The sequence below is a fragment of the Dokdonia sp. genome, from assembly GCF_039945015.1.
Taxonomy (GTDB): domain Bacteria; phylum Bacteroidota; class Bacteroidia; order Flavobacteriales; family Flavobacteriaceae; genus Dokdonia.
Map to the genome: position 1 here is coordinate 465,776 of NZ_JBDUXP010000004.1, position 18,337 is coordinate 484,112.

Below are 18,337 nucleotides of genomic sequence, written 5' to 3' on the forward strand. Positions count from 1 at the left end.
TTTGGTACTTTATAACTGATGATGATTAATACATCGTATTTGGATTTGCTGATTTTTCAGGAATCTGCTGAATAGCATCCCAATGCTCACAAATTTTTCCTTGTTTATCAAATCTAAAAAAATCCATCGTAACATATTGATCATTTCCAGGCCACGTTTGATGAGTGTGTAATGCGACTAAATTGCCTTCTGCAATACATCTCACAAACTCGATAGACTTATCGGGGTATTCTTCTTGCATTTTTTCAAAATAGTCTATAAACCCTTGTGTACCATCGGCAACATCTGGGTTGTGCTGGATGTATTCTTCGCCAGTATAGTGTGAGATGGCTTGTTTAGGATTACCTTCATATGCCATTTTATAAAAGGCAATCGCATGTTCCTTATTTCTTTCTTGGTTCATGTTTTTTTAAGTATTGTTATTTGACATTTTCTAAAAAGAGTTCTAATCTACTAAAGGCAGATCCCCAACCATTATTAATTCCCATAGCTTCTTGTTGTTTACAATATGCCTCTGTTTTATGAACGACACTGAATGTAAAATGAGTTTTATCTCCTTGTTCTTCTAAAGTAATATGTAGTTCGACCCCTTCAGTCATAGGTCTGAAATCTGCTGTTGTGACTATTTTTTGGAATTCGATAATTTCTAGATATTCTCCTTCAGAAATAAACTCTTTCCCATTAGGCATAGGCATGGTATATTTCCATACGCCTCCTACTTTAAAACTATGTTCAATGATATTAATGTCCATTCCTTTTGGTCCCCACCATTGCGCAATATGTTCCGGTTGTGTCCAAGCTTGCCATACTAATTTGATAGGTGCATCAAACGTTCTTTGTAGTGTGATTGTGCGGTTGTTTGTATTACTCATTTTTTTGATTTTTAGTTTGTAATTCTTTTAAATACGCTTCAAAGTTATCAAGCTTACTTTCCCAAAGATTTTTGTATTGTTCTATCCATAAAAAGGCAGGAATCAAGTTTTGTGGCTTTATTTCATAGAGACGTTCTCTACCTTGTTGATTGGTCGCTACGATACCACATTCTTTTAATATTTTAAGATGCTTAGAAATCGCAGGACGACTTATGTCAAAGTTTTCAGCAACTTCATTTACGGTAAGCGCTTCTTTGGCCAATATTTCTATAATATCTCGCCTTATGGGATCTGCGATCGCTTGAAATACATCTCTTCTCATAATAGGTAACTGTTCGGTTACAAATATATATGTAATCATTCGGTTACGCAAATAATGTTACATAAAAAGATACTATAGGATAGAGAGAATGGGGTAGGTTAGAGTTTTTAAAAACGAATTATAAGTTTTTATAAAGTATCTTTGATATTATTCGTTTCCATTAAAAAATAAGGGCGTGACCTTTATCCTGAAACAAGTTCAGGAATCAGGTCGGGCTTTCTGTTTCAATTCCTCGCACCTCCTTTGTCGGGCTGTGGGATTTACACTACAATCCCTCACGCAAAACACGTACGATCATAAATAAAGAACCAAATAATGACTACAGATATAAAGATAAATAAGCCAAGACCCATAGTTCCTAAAAAACAAGTCGCATTGTTTGATCGCGATACAAATTTTAAGCGCACTATTACGATATTAGAATCTGGTAAACCTGTAGTGATAACAGAGTTTTATAGTAATGGTTTGTTATTACAAGATGCATTAAAGAAACATCTTAAAAGAAAACTACCTACCGAATCTTTTAAGGAACAACGAGCTTATCGTGCTGCATACCATACCCTATCAAATCGTATCTTGATAGAAATTGTAGACCATAAAATTGCTGTAAAAAAAGCACCCTCTATCGGTTGGTTAGAAAAGTTATATCCAGATACAAGCAATTTCTTCTTGCCTTTCCCTCAAATACAAGGATTAAATAGCTCTTGGCAATGGTATAAAAACGGAATTGTAATACCCGTATTACGTAATAAAGTACATCCTTATTTTGGCACCTACTTCCCAACACGTTTTGATCATTTAATTTTATTTGATAATTGGTTAAAACGCTATGAAGGACCTAAAAAATCAGCAATGGACATAGGATTGGGGAGTGGAATCCTCTCTTTTCAAATGGTAAAACATGGATTTCAAAAAGTGTTTGGAACAGATACAAACCCCAATGCTATTGTGGGATTGAAAGAATTTATGGGAGATACAAAACTATCGCGTAAGATAGAATTAGACTTTGCTTCTCTTTTTGGAAGGTTTAAAAAACAAACTGAGCTCATTGTTTTTAATCCACCTTGGTTACCTCAATCATATAATCCAGATAGTATAGACGAAGCAATCTATTATAATGAGAATCTATTTCCTGATTTTTTCGCGGAAGCAAAAAAACAATTATTACCAGAAGGGAAAATAGTCCTCTTATTCTCCAATTTGGCACAAATAACAAATGTCACACAAGAACATCCTATAGAAAAAGAACTCGCAGAAGGGGGACGATTTCAGTTAGAAAGATGCTTTACAAAAAAAGTAAAATTAGCTTCTAAAGACACAAAACGGGACCAGCATTGGCGCGACTCAGAAGAAGTGGAACTATGGGAACTTACCCATAAGTAAACCTTATTCAAATATAATAGGCAAATCAGTAACTGGGATCTTTACAATATAATAAGGTTGCGTAAGTGCAGTAGTAACACCTCCTCCAGTTGGAACGACATGAGTAATATTTACTATGATATTTACAGAATTTGACATAATATCCAACTCTAAGGAATAACCTCCAGTTGCTTTTACCTCATCAAAAACTGCAATTACGGTAAATTCAGAAAAGTCAATGTCTATTTCCGAAAAGCTATCAGAAACATTGTTTACAGTATTCATTTGAGTTATTAAATTGTTCCAAGTGTTTTGGTCAGTAATAACGCTGTTTTGTTGTACAATTCCTTCGTCTCCTGCTCCAGAAAGAATGGATTTAGCAATTAGTGTAGATTCAATAACAACAACTTCAGAAGAATCATCATCCGAATTACAACTTAAAACCAATATTGATACTAGAATTAGTAAGATACCCTTTTTCATAACAGACAGTGTTTTTATAATAGATGCAAAAAGATGTATATGGTTGCGTTTATATACACTATTATATAGTATATATAAACGACATAAGACGTAAACGTAATCGTTACATAGAACATTTTGCGTCAAACATAGACTAATTTTTAATTATCTTTTTTGTAATGATTTGCTCTTTGTCAGTATTAAGTTTAAGATAATATGTGCCAGATGGATAATTACTCATATCAATTCTGTATTGACTTGGGTAGTTTTTAAATTCATATAATCCTACATTTTGCCCTAATATATTATATAATGAAGCCGAATTAATATTTACATCAGTATTAACATCAATAAGAATTTGATCTTTTACTGGAATAGGATACACCCTTATAGAATCGCTTATTGTGATATCATTAATGCCTAATGAATTAAATAAATTGCCTGTCTCTAGACTCCCAACACCATTTGTGGCTTCCCAAAAATTATGAGTGTGAGATGCATCATCAGATGCTGGTCTTCCAAATTTTTCTGAATGATCATTTACCAAATTCCATTGATTGGTACTAAGAGGAGTGTCTGTTAAAATCAAAACCAAAAGTTTAAAATCTTTCTGTGAATCTATATAAGACGGATTTCTAATTCCTAGAGTTGATTCTAAAAGCTCTGGAGTATAGGTTGTTCTATCATTAGCTTCAAAGTGAAACATGTCTGGATCATCTACTGGAGTTACAGATAAAGATGTAATATCTGTAAAAACATCAAAAGGATCAATATCAGTAATAGGAATCATGCCCATAAGATATAGTTCAGTTTGAGAATAAGGAACAGAATTACCTCCATTTGCATTAGGGCCAAAATCTTCTACAGTATATGAGTTTTCGCCATTTTCAATAAGCGTACTTTGGTCAAAACCTCCTAATTGTCCCTTGTTACTTCCTCCAGTAAAGCCCCAATGTGGTATATATGGGAATGAAGAAAGATCATCTCCTGTAGCAGATACTGATTCTGTATAAATACCAGAATTTCCCCAATTATGCATAATCTCATGTAGTGATGGACCAGCTCTTAAATAATCTCTTCGTGTAAGATGCATCACCGCTTTTAATTGACCATTAGAACCATAGTTTGGACTGTTGTTAAATATATTTTTACCAATGCCTTCAATGTCATTTGAAACATTAATTAATTGACCAAATGGGAGATTACTAGGTCTAGTATCTTCATTCAATATTAAAAAAACAAAATCAAAATCATCTTCAAAATATTGATATATATCTTGAAAAAGAGAATGTCTAACTGTAGCATTATTAAACTCATCATTGATAATCCAATTGTTATATTCTGATGGCTCCATTAATAATGAAGCGACTCTACCTTCAGGATGAATTTCAATAAGATGTTCTTGTGCATTTAAATTTATAGCACAGACAATTGCAACGAAAAAAAGTAGTAAATTTTTCATAAGTAGGTATATAAATTATTAAAAACGGGCAATCAAATATAATTAATTTTATATATGATAGTATTCTATTTCTGTTTTAGTTTTTCAATCCCATTTAATACTTCAGTTCGATTTTTTCTTGATGTCATCCATTTAGGAAGTCTTGCTCCTAAACTCCGATTATGATTATTTGTAAGATCTCTATATCTCAGTTTCGCATGTATATGTTTTTCTAAAAAATCCAAATGCTCATAGTTATAAGCCCATAAAAGCCCATCTGGCATTTCTTTCTGAAGCCAAAGCGGGAGTCTAAAATAGGGATCTATATTTGCTCCCAAAATTAGATTCCGTGTTTCGTATGTTACCTCACTATGTTGCAAAGTCCATATATCTTTTGGCGTTTCAGCATAATACGTATTCATTCCACATGAGGAGCAAGTCAACTTTATTTCTGTTTCATCTTTTTCTTTTAAGAAACCCTTAGAAGTAACAATTGCTTGATTTTTACACTTTGGACAAACAACATATATATTATTTGTAAACTCATAAAGCGTCTTCCCGTATGCGTTAAATTTTGTTTTCACAATCTTTGTTATTGTTTATATTCAGATGTGATTTAAAAATTTCAGTAGACTTGATTTTGCATTTTCAAACATTAGGATATGTCCTTCTTCATTAGGGTGTAATCCATCTTCCAAAAATAATTTTGGAGTCATACCTACTGTAAAATCTATAAAATCTAAACCATCATCTATCGCAAATTGTTTTAATGTTCTTTGAAACAACTGAATTCGTTTACTTAAACTAAGAACCTCAGTAGATACATATTCATCTATACTATCTTCTTGATTATAAAAAGGTGTTGGAATTCCTATGATCGGAATGATACCATGATGTTTAGCATATCTTGTCATGGCAAGTATGTTGCTTATGAGTATGTTATTGGGAAGCTGTAATGATAAATCATTTGTGCCTCCCATAATGATAGTATGCGTAGGCTTATGTTTAATGACCATATCCTGAAATCGAGCTAGCATTCCAGAAGTTGTATCTCCCGAAATACCACTATTCATAACCTCAATATGTAAATCTTGACTTAGTAGGTGAGGCCATGCATGAATTATTTGTACCCCATATCCAGCAGTTAAACTATCGCCTATGCAAACAATTCTTTCTCGATCCATCTGTTGTTTTTGTTAAAGATAGGTATGATTACCCTAAATAATTTTATCCGTTATAATTTCCAAGCTAACTTCTAATTAAAAATGCGAAGAGGAATACATTCCTCTTCGCATTTTTTTGCTTAGGTACTACTTAATTTGATTTAGAAATTAGGTGCACTTATACATCCCTTTAAAGATTTTAGATACCTTCTACCATCATACGTGTATCTGGTAAGTTTGCTAAAGGTGCAATTTCCATATCGGGCTTTGCCATACGACTAATAACATTAATCGCAGCAGCAATAGCACCTTCTTGCCAACCTGGTAGAGATGAAATTTGATCTCCCACAATAAAGAAACAAGGAATAGTATGTGTGTCGCTACTCGGATCATAGATTCTAGTTCCTTGAGCAATGGCATTAAATTGTTCTGTGGCATATTTAGGTTCACCTACAGCTTGCCAATAAGCCCAACCTCCTTTAATGTGAGGCATGTTTTGCCATGCAATTGCTAACCCATCTTTTAATCCTTTCCCAAATCGTTCATTAAATTTCTCGGCATCATCTCTCGCTTTATCCAATCGTTCAGAAATAGGTAATGTACCCCATTCTCGAGCAGTCCCTCCAAAATTATAAGCCCCTGTTAGAACACCTTTCTGATCTTGATATGCCGTAGACGGATACCAAATTTGCTGAATATCATTATCGGTCCATGAGATCCCTCCAAAAATAGGAACAACCCCAACTTCAGAATCCTCTACATCACCCGTTGTAGCGTTAATGGGACTTCCTTGCCATAAGTGTCTATCAGCTTGCCAGCCTACTTTTGTAGTATCGGCTAAAAAACGTGGGACATATATTTCGCGTTTAGGTCTATACCCAGGTGCCTTGGTAGGCTCAAATTGAGCAGTATATACAGCATTAAGTGCTACTTTAAATCGATCTTCAAACCCACTATTGCTTTTATTCATAAGCGTGTCTGATAAAATCTCTTTTAAAAAGGGCATAGCGAGATTACAAACACAATAATCTGCTTCGTATACAATAAGATCTTCTGTTCCTACTTGGCTCACAGAAACGATAAACTTTTTCTTTTTCTCAGACCAATCTATTTTTTTAACAGGACTATTTAAATGGATATCACCACCTAAAGCAGCAACTTGCTGAGCAAAAGAATGCTGTACTTGATCCATCCCGCCAACAGGCTGGAATAATGTAGGTTGCCATAAGAAATCTGTAGGCTGATAAAACTTCGTGCCTTCCCAAAACTTAGACTCCAATAAATTATCAAAACTCAATACGTCGGCAACAATTCCTGCAGCAACACCAGGTAGGACTTTATAACCAGCACGCGTTTTTCCATTTTCAAATCCAGGAGTTCCAGCGGTGACTACGTATTTTCCTTTCGTATCAAGTTCCCCAAAACTGATCATTAAGCTCTGTAATTCTTTAATACGTTCCTTAAGTTTTTTCTGATCAATATTCATGTCTGAGTCACTTAATAAATCCTCAGCTTTACTATATACCATTTGTGCTAGCCAGCCACGTGTATTATGATCTAGACGACGATACACCATAGCTTCTCCATCAAAACTGCTATCCTTTTGAACCAAATTAGATTCAGAATTCATCACATACACTTCAACATCAACCGAGAATTTTTTTAAGTAATGAAGTAATCGTTTATGACTACTTGGTATTCGCCCTGGACCAGCGTTGAGGTATGGTTCTGCATCGCCTACAGGTCTTTTAAAACGAACCACTTGTGACTCGCCAGGCGTAGAGTTGAATAAATCACTATTTATATCTTCCGTTAAGACATCACCAGTTCGCAAACTTAAACAACGACCACCCGTTCTATTAAGTGCTTCCAATACCGTTACTTTAGCACCAGATTTTTGTGCTAGTATTTCGTAAGCAGTAGTTAATCCACCAACTCCAGATCCTACAATAATAACTTCCTTCCCTTTGAGCTGACCAGGAGTGAGGTTTATTGCACGATCGGTAATTTGTTTTTGTTGTCGAGTTGCCTGTGCTAATGCTGCAAATGCAGAGGCTTGAGGATTGTCTTCTAGAAAGTCTTTACGACTTTTATAGTGTGCCATGTTCTTGTGTTTTTAAGGTTGACTAAACTTACACAATTGATGGCAGTCTATTTCGGGGGTATTCCCCTGTTTTTATTTTTTTAATATAACTTTTTATTTGCAATTATTTAGTTATCAGTTATTTATAATTATAATTTATTTTTTCACTTTCGTGAAATTTACCGACTCCTGACTAGAATTTGCATACAAATTGTTGAGATAGCTCGCTACCGTATGTTTTTGATTAAATAACTGTCTAATGAGTATCTATATACGTTGTGAGGTATTGACTTTTATCTGGTCGCGATAGATTAGATAATGCTAGAAGTCCGCCAACAGAAAGTATCGCTCCTCCAATAAATGGAAATCCAGCACCAACAAGATCTGCCATATTTGATGAAAACAAAAATGGTAAACAAAATAGCATTCCAAAAATACCTGCTGTTATAGATGCAAAAGCACCAAATTTTGTTATTCGTTTCATATCAATGATTGGTTTTTGTTTTCCTATTGGTTTTATGATTTCAGCTCTTAACTCAATTAGATTTCTATGCGCATACTTTTCGATGGTCCATTCAGATATTTGGATAGATCTCTTTCCTTTTTTATAATCTGAGTAAAAAGTCAACCACAGATCAGGAAGTAATACTACTCCAAAAATCAAAATTGCAAAAGATGGAATGGAGTAGTTTCCATTCCCAATCATAAACGCTTGCATTCGGATTTCGTCTTCTGCTGTCATTTTATAGTCAAGCAATACATGTTTCAAATCATGACTTTCGTATGTAGGCACTAAAGTCAATTGATGCAGGTCAAGACAGGTTGCTATTTCTTTACCTAGAGTCCCAGGCTCAAGCTTCCTTAATTCTGATACCTTCTCTTTATAAGGTTCCATACTACTAAAGAACTCGATTATTGAAACTGAAAAGTCAAAGGACTGTTTTATTATTTTTCTAGCGATTCTTTGTAGTATGTTCATATTTTAGCTTACTTATTATAATCTTATATATTCCAATCTATTGCTGTATTACGGTATAGATTGCTTGTGCTATTTCAGAAATTCCTTCTTCGCTAGTTAACTGCTGTCTATCTTTTTCATTGGAGAGAAAACCTATTTCTGCCAGAACGATAGGATACGTTACATTTTTTAAGAGATGAAAATTTGCCTTTTTAATACCACGATTTTGTTCTTTAAGTGCATCTTTAATTTTTAGTGCAAGCGCTGTTGATTTTTCTTTTTCGCTATTATTGTCACTTATGTAGATATCATTCCCTTTCACCGTTTCTTTGTGATATGCATTTGTGTGAAGTGAAATTACAAATTCAGGTGCTAGCGAATTAATAAAAGCAGTACGCTCTTTTAAAGTAACAAATGTATCCGAATCTCTCGTTAGAATAATATCAATGTTTGCGTCCTTGTTAAGCTCTTTTATTTTGTGTGCAATACGCAATACAACTTCTTTTTCATGGATTCCGTGAGCCGTTTTTCCAGCATCTTTTCCTCCATGTCCCACATCAATCACAATGGTTCTTTTTGTAGATGTTGTAAAAGATAACATAAGTGTTAAGGCAATCATCCCAATGATTGTTAGTAGCTGTTTCATAAGAGTTTGTTTTTTTGATGACGATAATTCGTTTGATTGAAATAACAATGATCATAGAAGGCAGGTCATTGTTTCTAGTTCTATTACAAACTCTCATTTCTGAGATTTATTTCCTTTTGGGATATTGATTAGACGTTTGGAGGTGTTTATAAGTGTATACAATACCTATGTTTTATGAAGTATACGCTTTCGCGAAAAGCCTGCCTTCCGTAGGTATGGCGTATATATCAAGAAGAGATTATTCAAAAGACCACCAGTTACAAATGGGTAGAAGTTGAGTTGTCAATAGTACGTTATTGTATTGATTTTGATTGTTCAATGTTAGAAATAACGTCTTTTGCATGATCATTATTAGGATTCAATTTGAGAGATATTTTATAATTTTCAAGTGCTTTTTTATAATTTTCATCAGTAAGATATGCTTCTCCAAGACTATCAAATAAATTGGCATTATCTGGAAATTTTTTGACAGCAAACTCAAACATTTCAATGGCTTCTTTTCTATTTTTTTCAGAGGCCAACAAATCATACCCTATACGATTTAGTGCGTAGGAAAGACTTGTGTTGAAGTATTTGTCTTCCTGATCTTTCAGTGCATTAAACGCTGTTACACCAGCTTCTTTGTTTTCTAGAAACTTAGATTTTAATAATGACGTCAAATTGATTTTGGGAAATTTAATCAAATCTGGCTCTATTTTACCGATAAATAATTGAATCCAATCATCAAAAGATTCGTCGGAGTTGTTATTTATAAGTACGATTTGTCCATAATTACTATCAGGGCAAAGTAGTAAACCACTTTGTATGCCTTCAGAGGTTCCTGTTTTTGAATAGTAAAAACCTTCTTCTTCAGCGATTCCCATATCTTGCCATAAATACCCCATGACATTATCGTCATCATCTTCATATAGTATTTTTGTGGACTCCTTAATTAAAGGATCATCACTTTCTAGCTGAAATTTCATAAACTTCATTAAATCTGGTAACGTACTGATTAACCCGAATGCTCCACCAGTGAGTGGATTTTTGTCTTTTGGAACAATTTTTCTATCACTGTCATATCCATTTGCAATATCTTTTGAACCCTCTGGAGAATTATCTAGTAAGAAGGTGTCATTCATATCCAATTCGCTCAAGAAAGACATAAGAAGCTCTTTGTATGGTTTCTGATATACCTTTCCTAAAATATGAGCCACTAGTTCTGGTCCTGCAGAGTTATATTCATAAAATGTTCCTGGCTTTTTGTTTACTTCTGAAGTTTTTAGCTCTTCCAAAAAATCAGTCATAGTGTAATCTATAACCCTATTTTCATAATAACCTTCTGATATTTTTTTTATAACATTTCCAAACTCCTTAGGTCTTCTATCTTTCAGTCCAAGAGTATGCGTTAATAAATGCCTGATAGTAATAGGATGTCCTTCAAATTCTAAATTGGGATATGGACTCTCTAAGTAATTTCGAATGTCATCATCCAGCGCTATTTTATGCTCCAAAACAGCTTTTGCAGCAAGTGATCCTGCAAAAACCTTGGTAATAGATGCTATTTCATATAACGTATTATCATTGGGTTTGTTCTGTGCATTTTTATCCAATTCGCCAAAATAATTGTGATACATCTTCCCATCTTTATACACGGCTACAGCAATTGAGTTGATATGGTCAGGTTGTAACGCATCATTAGCATACTGATCAATGAGTTGGGTAAGTTGGTCAAAAGGAGCGTCTTCTGTTTTTGTAGCAGGTTGACAACTGATTAATAAGAGACAAATAATAGCAAAGATGGATATTCTCATGGTATAAATTTTACTAAAGACCTTTGCTTGTTTGGCTTGTTACAGTTCTGTAATCGGAGTATAGATGATTTTGTGAGAAATGTAGGGTTGGATTTTAAATTTTTGGGTTCGCTTTCGCGAAAGCGTGTACTGGAAACTACTCGTTTTATTCAAGTATTGATTGTACCTGCTTTTTCAAATCAGTGATTCCATTGAATTTTTTAAATGTCACATCCTTTCCGAGTACTGTTAACTCAGTGGATAGTTCAAGAAGTAGTTCTAAAGGCTTGGCTTCAAATCCAAACATGTTTTTATCAAATTCTGTTCCGATGAGAAGTCCGTCATTCTCCATGCCAATACACCAGTTTTCCATAAAATCAGATAATGGAATTTCGATAACTTTATACCTTCTCCAACCATCTGTAATACAAGATTTTGCCAATGCTCTATTTGCCCAAAAACAAATCATTCCAATGGGATTTCCTTGATCATCTTCGTCATGTATAGAACTCGAAGTCGCAAACCCTTTTCTGTTTTTTAGTCCGTAAACGATTTCAGATTCGCAAACCGTTTTTATAAATCGTTGATGTCGTTTTTCAAGGAGTATAGCGTCTTGTAACATTATTTAAATTTTTCAATTAATAAAGCAATTCCAGTATCGTCATCTTCTGTGCGACTAATCCATCTATCGCAAAATTCGTGTCTATTAAAAATGAGTTTCCCTTTTCTTGGGTGAATCATAGTAATTTTATCCCAGGTTACTTTTGTAAGTATGACAAAATAATTACCATCCCAGTGCGCAATACAGGGTAAGGGAACATCTACCAAACCATTTTGTTTTCCATCTATTCCATCAAAGGTTACTTTAACACCCAGAGATTTAAACCCATGATTCTTAGCACAATTTGATAAGCTTAATAAGTTTGCTCCTTTTTCTGTCAGGTCAGTTTCTTGAGCAATAGTATCAAAATCGACCTCTTTTCCATAGTACTTAAACATCATTTGTAGACATCTAGGTCCACACTCATACCCATAATGCTCTTTAATGAAAGGAAACTTCTTCTTTGATATTTTTTTATATCCTACTTCACATAACGTTATAAGAAAATCTATTATGTTTATTACCATTGCATAGTGTATTCTAAGTTTACAAACCGTCAATGTACGTTCTTTTATGATATAAAAGCAAGGGATTTACAACCCTAAAGAAGAAACCAAAATGACCCAGCAAAAGAAAAGTATAGGAATCAAAGAAATAATTAACCAGATGATATTCTTCTTCCAGTAAAACGTTTTACTTTTTACGATTTCAATAGCTATTATGAGAGATGAAATCAAAGAAACGCCTATAAGAAGATACAAGATCATTTTTCCAAAAACATACAACCAGTTTAATTCTTGAGACAGCCTAAATCGATCTGTAAGTAGGCTAATGGTTATTCCAATTGCATAAATTAAAACAGGCAATACCGCTAAAATTTTAAAATTCTTAAGTGTTTTGATTAAAATAGAATTCATTTTAATGAAGAATGGTAATGGCTTTGGGTATGTTATTTTAACGTATGATTACTTAGAATGGTATCGGTTGTAAATATGGGAGAGTGGATTTTTTTAAACTATATTTTTTCTAGTCTATTAATTTTTCGCCTGTTTCTGATAAATTGATAAATCTCGATAATTTAATAAGCTTTTCTTGATCTTTAATTTTCACTTCCGCTCTAATAGTTGATGTGCCCCAAGCAAGTTCTTTTAATTCAAAATTTCTTGTTCTATCATATTTTTTTTGAACAGGATTAGGGTAACTAGCATCTAGTTTATATTTCACATATTCAATTCTATCTAAGGCAGAGATTTGACCTTGCACAATTACCTGAATTCCAAACATTCTTTTTCCAAATTCTTTGTCTTTTCGTTGATACCTCCAACTTGAATGAATTAAAGCTAAATGCTCATCGGTTATATCTTCATTCTGCTTTGCTTCGGGTAGAGATAAGGCAACACCAACTTTAAAGCCTTGAAATTCTAATTCAGAACCGGACTTTATTCTTGACTCTAGAGAGTTAAAAATTGATTTAAACCTTCGAATATTAGTAAGGTATACTACTAAGGCTATTATTGGCCATATAAGTATTTTTATTAATTCTATAACTTGTTCTACTGTCATTCTAATTATGTATAATGATTTTGCATATGAAACGTAGCGTGTAAAAAGATACTCATTTTTCAAATAAACTGAGAATTAGATATTTTTAAGGTATTAAGTATTCAGATGATCACCCGTTATAAACTGGCGGGAGTGAGGAAGATGTATGTAGAAATATTTTATTTAATTATGTATAGATTCATGACAAGGCCTGCATATTGAAACAAGCCATTTGATAGGTTCCTTTCCAATGTTCTTTTTTGCATATCTCTTATGGTGAACTTGAGTAGCGCGCTTCCCACAATAAACACAACGCCAGTTGTCTCGTTTTAGCACAACATAGCGCTTACGTTTCCATGCATCTGATTTGAGGTATACGTCCCTATAATAGTCGCGACGACGTTTACGTTTTATGTTAAATACCCAACGCTCAATGAACCAGATGCATATTGCAGCAATAAATAGAAGTAAGAGCTTATATTCCATTTTTAAGGTATTAAGTATTTAGAACGCCACCAGTTATAAACTGGCGGGAGCGAGGGGTGGAAGTTTTTTAATTATACGTACATTGTTTAGTACCACTTTTAATATTCTTGAATCATAGAAATTATAGATTTTGAATTATAAACAAAGGCTATACTTTCAGATGCCCGAGTAACTGAAACATAGAATTTGTGTTTGTCTTTGAGAAAACTTATATCACCAGATTTGAGGAAATCTCTAACGGGTTTAGTCGGAAAAATTAATACTCGTTCATAAGTTTGTCCTTTAGACTTGCCAAAATTAATAGCACTTAAACCAAAAGTATTGGAGCTTTTACTATGGCGAAGAACAATTGGAGTATATTCTTCATAATATTTTTGTACATCTTTTTCGTGAACTGCAAATATACCTTGATGATCTGTGGATCCTTTGTACTTGCTTAATGTTTTTGTTAATTCTGGGAAAATTATATCAGCAAAGTCACAAATAATTTGGATTGATCTAAAACATTCATTTCTTTCAATTATTTTACACAAATTTCTTTTTTCAGCTTCTCGATAAAAATCAATAGCTTTTTCCTTTCTATATTGACTTAATCTTTTTGCGTGATGAGTAGAGTAAACAACTTGTCTAATATCACCAACAACGATGATTTTAATTTTTGACTTAAATAACAAAGCAATAATATCTAAATCGTAAGAAGCTAAATCTTGAGCTTCATCTACGAAGATATAGTCCCAAAGCTGTTCTAGTCGTTGAATTGCTAGTCCACTTGAGTCTTGATTACATTTGACAGCAAATTTTGCGAGTTTATCAGAATAGAGATTTTCGTTTGTTGTAATATAGTGTCCTTTAATTTTTTTCTCATCTATATATGTTGCTGATTGCCCTTGAATGAAAGTTATTCCTGATATCCTTGATTCATTATAAGAAATATTTTGGTAAGGTCTAACACATTCATTGATAAGGAATGATACCCAAGTTAACACTGATAAGTTTTTTGGAATGAAGCCAAGTTGAGAGTTGATTCTATTTTTTAACTCATCCTTGTTAATAATTGTATAAGTCAATATTAAAACCTTCTTCTCACTGTTAAATAAGCTAATAGAATCATCTATAACCATTGTAGTTTTACGAGAACCAGCGCAAGAAAAGATGGCTTTATTCATATTACATCTGAAATATACTTAGGAATTAAAATTTTTCCATCCGACTCTAATATTTTTAATGCAGATTCTGTTTTATTACTTCCAGAAGTCATCCATAAAATTGCATCATCTTTTGATTTAAATTCTTTCTTGAAAACTTTATTTAGCACTTCTAATTCATTGATTTTTACAATTTGTGGCTCTAAAGTTGGATAATCAATGTCTTTGTCATATGAAATCTGTATGTTTTTCGAATTTTTAAAATCTTCATACTTTTTTTCTAAGGCTTCAATATTTCCATCATTGTCAGTTATTACAGTTAATTTTAAATCTAATCGGTCAGCTATCTCAAGAAATCTTTTGAACGAAAGTCCTTTAACAGAAATTACATCTCTTCCATTTACAAGTGGTGTTTTACCATATTTCTTGAAATAGGAGTAATTAACTATTAATTCATCAGATGGACCTTCTACTAATATTGGGTTTGAAGATAAAATTACTCGCAAGGTATCATGTCCTGGTAATTTTTTAAAATAATTATATGTGCTTGAATCAAGGTCATTAAGTCTAATTATTTTTTTATTAGAGAGTAAGATTAAATGCTCTAAGCCTAATTTATTAGTAACAAAACTTGAATGTGTTGTGATAATTAGTTGATTTCCTTTACTTCGTTCATTTATTTTATCGATGAGAGAAGACATCTTACTATAAGTCAGGTGATTTTCTGGTTCTTCGACTAAAATTATTGTATTATCCAATACTTCGGCAAGAGCTAATTTTGTTTTAATAGAACTCTGTTCACCTTTTCCAATAAAACCGAAAGGAATTTCTTCAATATAAGCTGTTAAAGTGTTTTCCCAAGCTGATTTACTCGAAACATCAATCGAGTAGGTCAATTTTCTATCTGTTATGCGATCAGAGTATTCCTCTAACTTCTTATTGATATTTTGAATACTTGTATTTTGTTCGAACTTTTCTTTTAAAGTTCTGTAATTTAGTTTTATTCCAGCTCGTTCATTAACGTTTAGAAAATTGTTAATTATTCTAGCTACATATTTGTCAGTTCCAGTAAATGATACTTCTCCTAAAGATGTGTCAACATATACTACATTTAGCGGAATTGATCGAGAAGTTACGGGTACTCCTTTAAAAGAGTACCATTCAATATGATAGTATTCAATGGGAATATTCCTTATTAAACTAGGGTCGGAAATGTATTGAACATATTCATCCGAAAATATTGAATTAAAATTTATTTTGAAAGATATTCCAGGACAATTCAAACCTAAAGAATTGTTTATTCCCTTTAAGTCTGCATTTTTATCGAGATCCTTTGCGTATAATTCAATACTTATTTCAGGAAGAGGTAGATTTGGTCCGGTGGAGTTTAATGCTTCAATATATTCTTTTACAGATTCTTGATTAAAATAAAAAGGATTCAATTCATTCAAGATAAACTTGTTTCCTATTGTTCCAGTTAATGCTAAATTAATACATTCAAGAATTGAAGATTTACCTGACTCATTATTTCCAACAATAATATTGATATCACTCGATAATTCAGCTTCAAATCGGTTTTTGAATGATTTGTAATTTTTAATGACTATTTTATTAATTATCATGATTTTTGTATTTGATAATCAGGCATTTAAGATGTTAATGAGATTAGTTTTGAAATCATAATTTTCTGATGTTTAAATTTATTTTCATAAACATTCTATTTTATTGAATTAAGTATTTTTTTATACCCATTGTTGCAAAATGTTATAATTTACTTCATCCATAAAAGTAATTCTCCATCAGATTGGATATATGGTATCACATAGATGATTAAAATGTAAGAAATTACAAATACTAATTCCCAATTTTTTAAGTTCACAGATTTATGTTTATAAATTGAAATGATAATTCTAGAAATGATGATTAAGATTAAAAAGATGGTGGTATAAATTGTAAATTTTCCTTTGTTATTATTCAGGCTTGATACTTCTTGGAAGCCAAAACCATTCTTAGAACCCTTTACTCTACTAGTTAGTACCCATTTTCCTTCATTTACTTTTGAATATAATATTGAAAATATTTCTCCATCTCCTTTTTCTAAAGCCTCTGCATTTGACAACGAGAAAATAATGGAATCTTTTAAAATTTTTGAAATAAATTTAATATTGGGTCTACTGCTCTTTATAGATGAAACTTTTAAAAATTTAACACTTCCTTCATTGTACAATGTAAGTGGTTTATTTTCCACAAAATCAGAATAATCAATTATGTCGTTTCCATTATTCCATATTCTGATGTCTATTTTATGAATGTTATTAATTAGCGAATCTTTCCATTTAATCGAAATATTAGAATCATTTAAATTTTTTGCTACTAATTTTGATTCAGTAATATTATATAATGGTTCTTTATTTTTAGTACTTAAATTATAAAATATATAACTAATTATTAAACTAATGAAAATAGCAGCTATAGGGTTTTTGATAGTTTTATAAAAAATATTAGCCGACTTGTGAGTTATCTTTATCATCTGTATATGTACCTTTTACTATAAATCTTTTTATATTACCTATATTATCATTAATAACTTGAGCTTTTAAGAATATTTTCCCTTCTCCCCCATAAACAGAAGCTTTATATAATGACCATTTTAATAACTCTTCTTGTTCTACACTAATTTCATTTTTATCAATATTAAAAGGAAGAGTTTTTTTCTCATCATCCATATAAAATCTACCATAACCTGTGATTATGTTGTATTTTGTTACATTACCTAAAATATCTTCTCTTAAGCCTCCATCATTTTTAGAATAGACATAATTTTTTGTGTCATTATCTAGAACAAGAATTTTTCCACTTCTTGGTCTAATAATCTGGATTTTCAAATCTGAATTATCTATAGGTCTATGTATTTGTTGCAATGGTGTTTCTAAAACAGCTTTTAGCTCATCTGTTATAAGTTCATTACCTTTTACTATTCTTTGAACAGTTCTAGTTTTAGGAATAGCATCTTTTCCTGTTGCAATTTTCCAAGAATATTCTAGCATATCCCAAAAAGCAGAAATTACCACACTTGTTCCTAATGCTTGAACCGCAGGATCTCCAAAAACAACTGATACAACCTCTATAAAACTTCCCTTTTTAGGAGGGTGTAAATAAAATTTCACATCTGGAATATTAGCGCCTTTTACTCGAATGTCATTTCCTCTGGTTATAACAGCTTGAGTTGTTATCGCTAATGCTTTTGATATACCTAGTAAAGATGTACTTGCGTTGTATAGGTCAAGTCTGTGACCATCCGCTTCTCCACCAATATATCGGATATTAATTCTGGCTTCTTTTTCATTCATTTTTTCTCATTATTATATTTTGCAACATATTTATAATAGATCACCTAAAATACTATGAAAAAGCATAACAGTCTTATTTTTAGCGGTTTTGATTTTAAATAAGAAGTGATTTTATAAACATTGCTAACAATT

At 32.3% G+C, this 18,337-nt stretch carries 20 protein-coding genes; 1 reads left to right on the forward strand and 19 read right to left on the reverse strand.

From position 1 onward, the window contains the following. Nucleotides 1–25: 25 nt before the first annotated feature. The 3 genes from ABJD27_RS04330 to ABJD27_RS04340 are packed head-to-tail and all read right to left on the reverse strand — an operon-like array spanning nucleotide 26 to nucleotide 1,233. On the reverse strand, nucleotides 26–403 hold the full coding sequence (locus ABJD27_RS04330) for a nuclear transport factor 2 family protein (protein ID WP_348170524.1): 378 nt from the start codon (nucleotides 401–403) through the stop codon (nucleotides 26–28). A 16-nt stretch (nucleotides 404–419) separates the two neighbouring features. Continuing rightward, nucleotides 420–872, reverse strand: a complete 453-nt coding sequence (locus tag ABJD27_RS04335) for an SRPBCC domain-containing protein (protein ID WP_348170522.1) — start codon at nucleotides 870–872, stop codon at nucleotides 420–422. Continuing rightward, nucleotides 865–1,233, reverse strand: a complete 369-nt coding sequence (locus ABJD27_RS04340) for a metalloregulator ArsR/SmtB family transcription factor (protein WP_348170520.1) — start codon at nucleotides 1,231–1,233, stop codon at nucleotides 865–867. Before ABJD27_RS04340 ends, ABJD27_RS04335 begins: the two co-directional genes overlap by 8 nt. Nucleotides 1,234–1,509: 276 nt before the next feature. Here ABJD27_RS04340 and ABJD27_RS04345 point away from each other — a divergent pair, with 276 nt between their 5' ends. Next, complete coding sequence (locus ABJD27_RS04345) at nucleotides 1,510–2,577, forward strand: methyltransferase (RefSeq protein WP_348170518.1); 1,068 nt, start codon at nucleotides 1,510–1,512, stop codon at nucleotides 2,575–2,577. A gap of 3 nt (nucleotides 2,578–2,580) precedes the next feature. Here ABJD27_RS04345 and ABJD27_RS04350 read toward each other — a convergent pair whose 3' ends face one another. From ABJD27_RS04350 to ABJD27_RS04425, 16 genes are all read right to left on the reverse strand, one after another. Further along, entirely contained in the window at nucleotides 2,581–3,039 is a 459-nt protein-coding gene (locus ABJD27_RS04350; protein ID WP_348170516.1) for a protease complex subunit PrcB family protein, read from the reverse strand. Nucleotides 3,040–3,172: 133 nt separating this feature from the next. Then, entirely contained in the window at nucleotides 3,173–4,480 is a 1,308-nt protein-coding gene (locus tag ABJD27_RS04355; RefSeq protein ID WP_348170514.1) for a T9SS type A sorting domain-containing protein, read from the reverse strand. Nucleotides 4,481–4,545: 65 nt separating this feature from the next. After that, nucleotides 4,546–5,043 (reverse strand): hypothetical protein, encoded by a 498-nt coding sequence (locus ABJD27_RS04360; protein WP_348170511.1) that lies wholly within the window; start codon nucleotides 5,041–5,043, stop codon nucleotides 4,546–4,548. 21 nt (nucleotides 5,044–5,064) lie between these two features. Then, nucleotides 5,065–5,643 (reverse strand): GDSL-type esterase/lipase family protein, encoded by a 579-nt coding sequence (locus ABJD27_RS04365; RefSeq protein ID WP_348170508.1) that lies wholly within the window; start codon nucleotides 5,641–5,643, stop codon nucleotides 5,065–5,067. 178 nt (nucleotides 5,644–5,821) lie between these two features. Beyond that, complete coding sequence (locus tag ABJD27_RS04370) at nucleotides 5,822–7,726, reverse strand: FAD-dependent oxidoreductase (protein ID WP_348170505.1); 1,905 nt, start codon at nucleotides 7,724–7,726, stop codon at nucleotides 5,822–5,824. A 235-nt stretch (nucleotides 7,727–7,961) separates the two neighbouring features. Continuing rightward, complete coding sequence (locus tag ABJD27_RS04375; protein WP_348170502.1) at nucleotides 7,962–8,684, reverse strand: hypothetical protein; 723 nt, start codon at nucleotides 8,682–8,684, stop codon at nucleotides 7,962–7,964. Between the two features lie 37 nt (nucleotides 8,685–8,721). Continuing rightward, nucleotides 8,722–9,309 carry an N-acetylmuramoyl-L-alanine amidase gene (locus ABJD27_RS04380; protein WP_348170499.1) on the reverse strand — a complete coding sequence of 196 codons (588 nt, stop codon included), beginning with the start codon at nucleotides 9,307–9,309 and terminating at the stop codon, nucleotides 8,722–8,724. Between the two features lie 293 nt (nucleotides 9,310–9,602). Further along, nucleotides 9,603–11,102, reverse strand: a complete 1,500-nt coding sequence (locus ABJD27_RS04385) for a serine hydrolase (RefSeq protein ID WP_348170496.1) — start codon at nucleotides 11,100–11,102, stop codon at nucleotides 9,603–9,605. A gap of 145 nt (nucleotides 11,103–11,247) precedes the next feature. Next, nucleotides 11,248–11,703, reverse strand: coding sequence for a DUF2750 domain-containing protein (locus tag ABJD27_RS04390; protein ID WP_348170494.1), 456 nt, complete (start codon nucleotides 11,701–11,703; stop codon nucleotides 11,248–11,250). Continuing rightward, complete coding sequence (locus ABJD27_RS04395) at nucleotides 11,703–12,209, reverse strand: cysteine peptidase family C39 domain-containing protein (RefSeq protein ID WP_348170491.1); 507 nt, start codon at nucleotides 12,207–12,209, stop codon at nucleotides 11,703–11,705. Before ABJD27_RS04395 ends, ABJD27_RS04390 begins: the two co-directional genes overlap by 1 nt. A gap of 66 nt (nucleotides 12,210–12,275) precedes the next feature. Continuing rightward, entirely contained in the window at nucleotides 12,276–12,599 is a 324-nt protein-coding gene (locus ABJD27_RS04400; RefSeq protein WP_348170488.1) for a hypothetical protein, read from the reverse strand. Between the two features lie 109 nt (nucleotides 12,600–12,708). Then, nucleotides 12,709–13,245, reverse strand: coding sequence for a pYEATS domain-containing protein (locus tag ABJD27_RS04405; RefSeq protein ID WP_348170485.1), 537 nt, complete (start codon nucleotides 13,243–13,245; stop codon nucleotides 12,709–12,711). 563 nt (nucleotides 13,246–13,808) lie between these two features. Continuing rightward, nucleotides 13,809–14,876 (reverse strand): UvrD-helicase domain-containing protein, encoded by a 1,068-nt coding sequence (locus ABJD27_RS04410; protein WP_348170482.1) that lies wholly within the window; start codon nucleotides 14,874–14,876, stop codon nucleotides 13,809–13,811. Then, complete coding sequence (locus ABJD27_RS04415) at nucleotides 14,873–16,477, reverse strand: AAA family ATPase (protein WP_348170479.1); 1,605 nt, start codon at nucleotides 16,475–16,477, stop codon at nucleotides 14,873–14,875. The genes ABJD27_RS04410 and ABJD27_RS04415 overlap by 4 nt, the downstream gene beginning before the upstream one ends. 149 nt (nucleotides 16,478–16,626) lie before the next feature. Then, on the reverse strand, nucleotides 16,627–17,385 hold the full coding sequence (locus ABJD27_RS04420) for a hypothetical protein (protein ID WP_348170476.1): 759 nt from the start codon (nucleotides 17,383–17,385) through the stop codon (nucleotides 16,627–16,629). Continuing rightward, a complete protein-coding gene (locus ABJD27_RS04425; protein ID WP_348170473.1) occupies nucleotides 17,357–18,205 on the reverse strand; it encodes a hypothetical protein in 849 nt (282 codons plus the stop codon). Before ABJD27_RS04425 ends, ABJD27_RS04420 begins: the two co-directional genes overlap by 29 nt. Nucleotides 18,206–18,337 lie beyond the last annotated feature (132 nt).

Excerpts from the sequence above, each read along its gene's own strand:
- ABJD27_RS04395 (WP_348170491.1), bottom strand. The coding sequence starts at position 12,209 with ATGGTAATAAACATAATAGATTTTCTTATAACGTTATGTGAAGTAGGA.
- ABJD27_RS04425 (WP_348170473.1), bottom strand. The coding sequence starts at position 18,205 with ATGAATGAAAAAGAAGCCAGAATTAATATCCGATATATTGGTGGAGAA.
- ABJD27_RS04390 (WP_348170494.1), bottom strand. The coding sequence starts at position 11,703 with ATGTTACAAGACGCTATACTCCTTGAAAAACGACATCAACGATTTATA.
- ABJD27_RS04380 (WP_348170499.1), bottom strand. The coding sequence starts at position 9,309 with ATGAAACAGCTACTAACAATCATTGGGATGATTGCCTTAACACTTATG.
- ABJD27_RS04405 (WP_348170485.1), bottom strand. The coding sequence starts at position 13,245 with ATGACAGTAGAACAAGTTATAGAATTAATAAAAATACTTATATGGCCA.
- ABJD27_RS04400 (WP_348170488.1), bottom strand. The coding sequence starts at position 12,599 with ATGAATTCTATTTTAATCAAAACACTTAAGAATTTTAAAATTTTAGCG.
- ABJD27_RS04375 (WP_348170502.1), bottom strand. The coding sequence starts at position 8,684 with ATGAACATACTACAAAGAATCGCTAGAAAAATAATAAAACAGTCCTTT.
- ABJD27_RS04410 (WP_348170482.1), bottom strand. The coding sequence starts at position 14,876 with ATGAATAAAGCCATCTTTTCTTGCGCTGGTTCTCGTAAAACTACAATG.
- ABJD27_RS04365 (WP_348170508.1), bottom strand. The coding sequence starts at position 5,643 with ATGGATCGAGAAAGAATTGTTTGCATAGGCGATAGTTTAACTGCTGGA.
- ABJD27_RS04355 (WP_348170514.1), bottom strand. The coding sequence starts at position 4,480 with ATGAAAAATTTACTACTTTTTTTCGTTGCAATTGTCTGTGCTATAAAT.
- ABJD27_RS04420 (WP_348170476.1), bottom strand. The coding sequence starts at position 17,385 with ATGATAAAGATAACTCACAAGTCGGCTAATATTTTTTATAAAACTATC.
- ABJD27_RS04350 (WP_348170516.1), bottom strand. The coding sequence starts at position 3,039 with ATGAAAAAGGGTATCTTACTAATTCTAGTATCAATATTGGTTTTAAGT.
- ABJD27_RS04335 (WP_348170522.1), bottom strand. The coding sequence starts at position 872 with ATGAGTAATACAAACAACCGCACAATCACACTACAAAGAACGTTTGAT.
- ABJD27_RS04385 (WP_348170496.1), bottom strand. The coding sequence starts at position 11,102 with ATGAGAATATCCATCTTTGCTATTATTTGTCTCTTATTAATCAGTTGT.
- ABJD27_RS04340 (WP_348170520.1), bottom strand. The coding sequence starts at position 1,233 with ATGATTACATATATATTTGTAACCGAACAGTTACCTATTATGAGAAGA.
- ABJD27_RS04370 (WP_348170505.1), bottom strand. The coding sequence starts at position 7,726 with ATGGCACACTATAAAAGTCGTAAAGACTTTCTAGAAGACAATCCTCAA.
- ABJD27_RS04330 (WP_348170524.1), bottom strand. The coding sequence starts at position 403 with ATGAACCAAGAAAGAAATAAGGAACATGCGATTGCCTTTTATAAAATG.
- ABJD27_RS04415 (WP_348170479.1), bottom strand. The coding sequence starts at position 16,477 with ATGATAATTAATAAAATAGTCATTAAAAATTACAAATCATTCAAAAAC.
- ABJD27_RS04345 (WP_348170518.1), top strand. The coding sequence starts at position 1,510 with ATGACTACAGATATAAAGATAAATAAGCCAAGACCCATAGTTCCTAAA.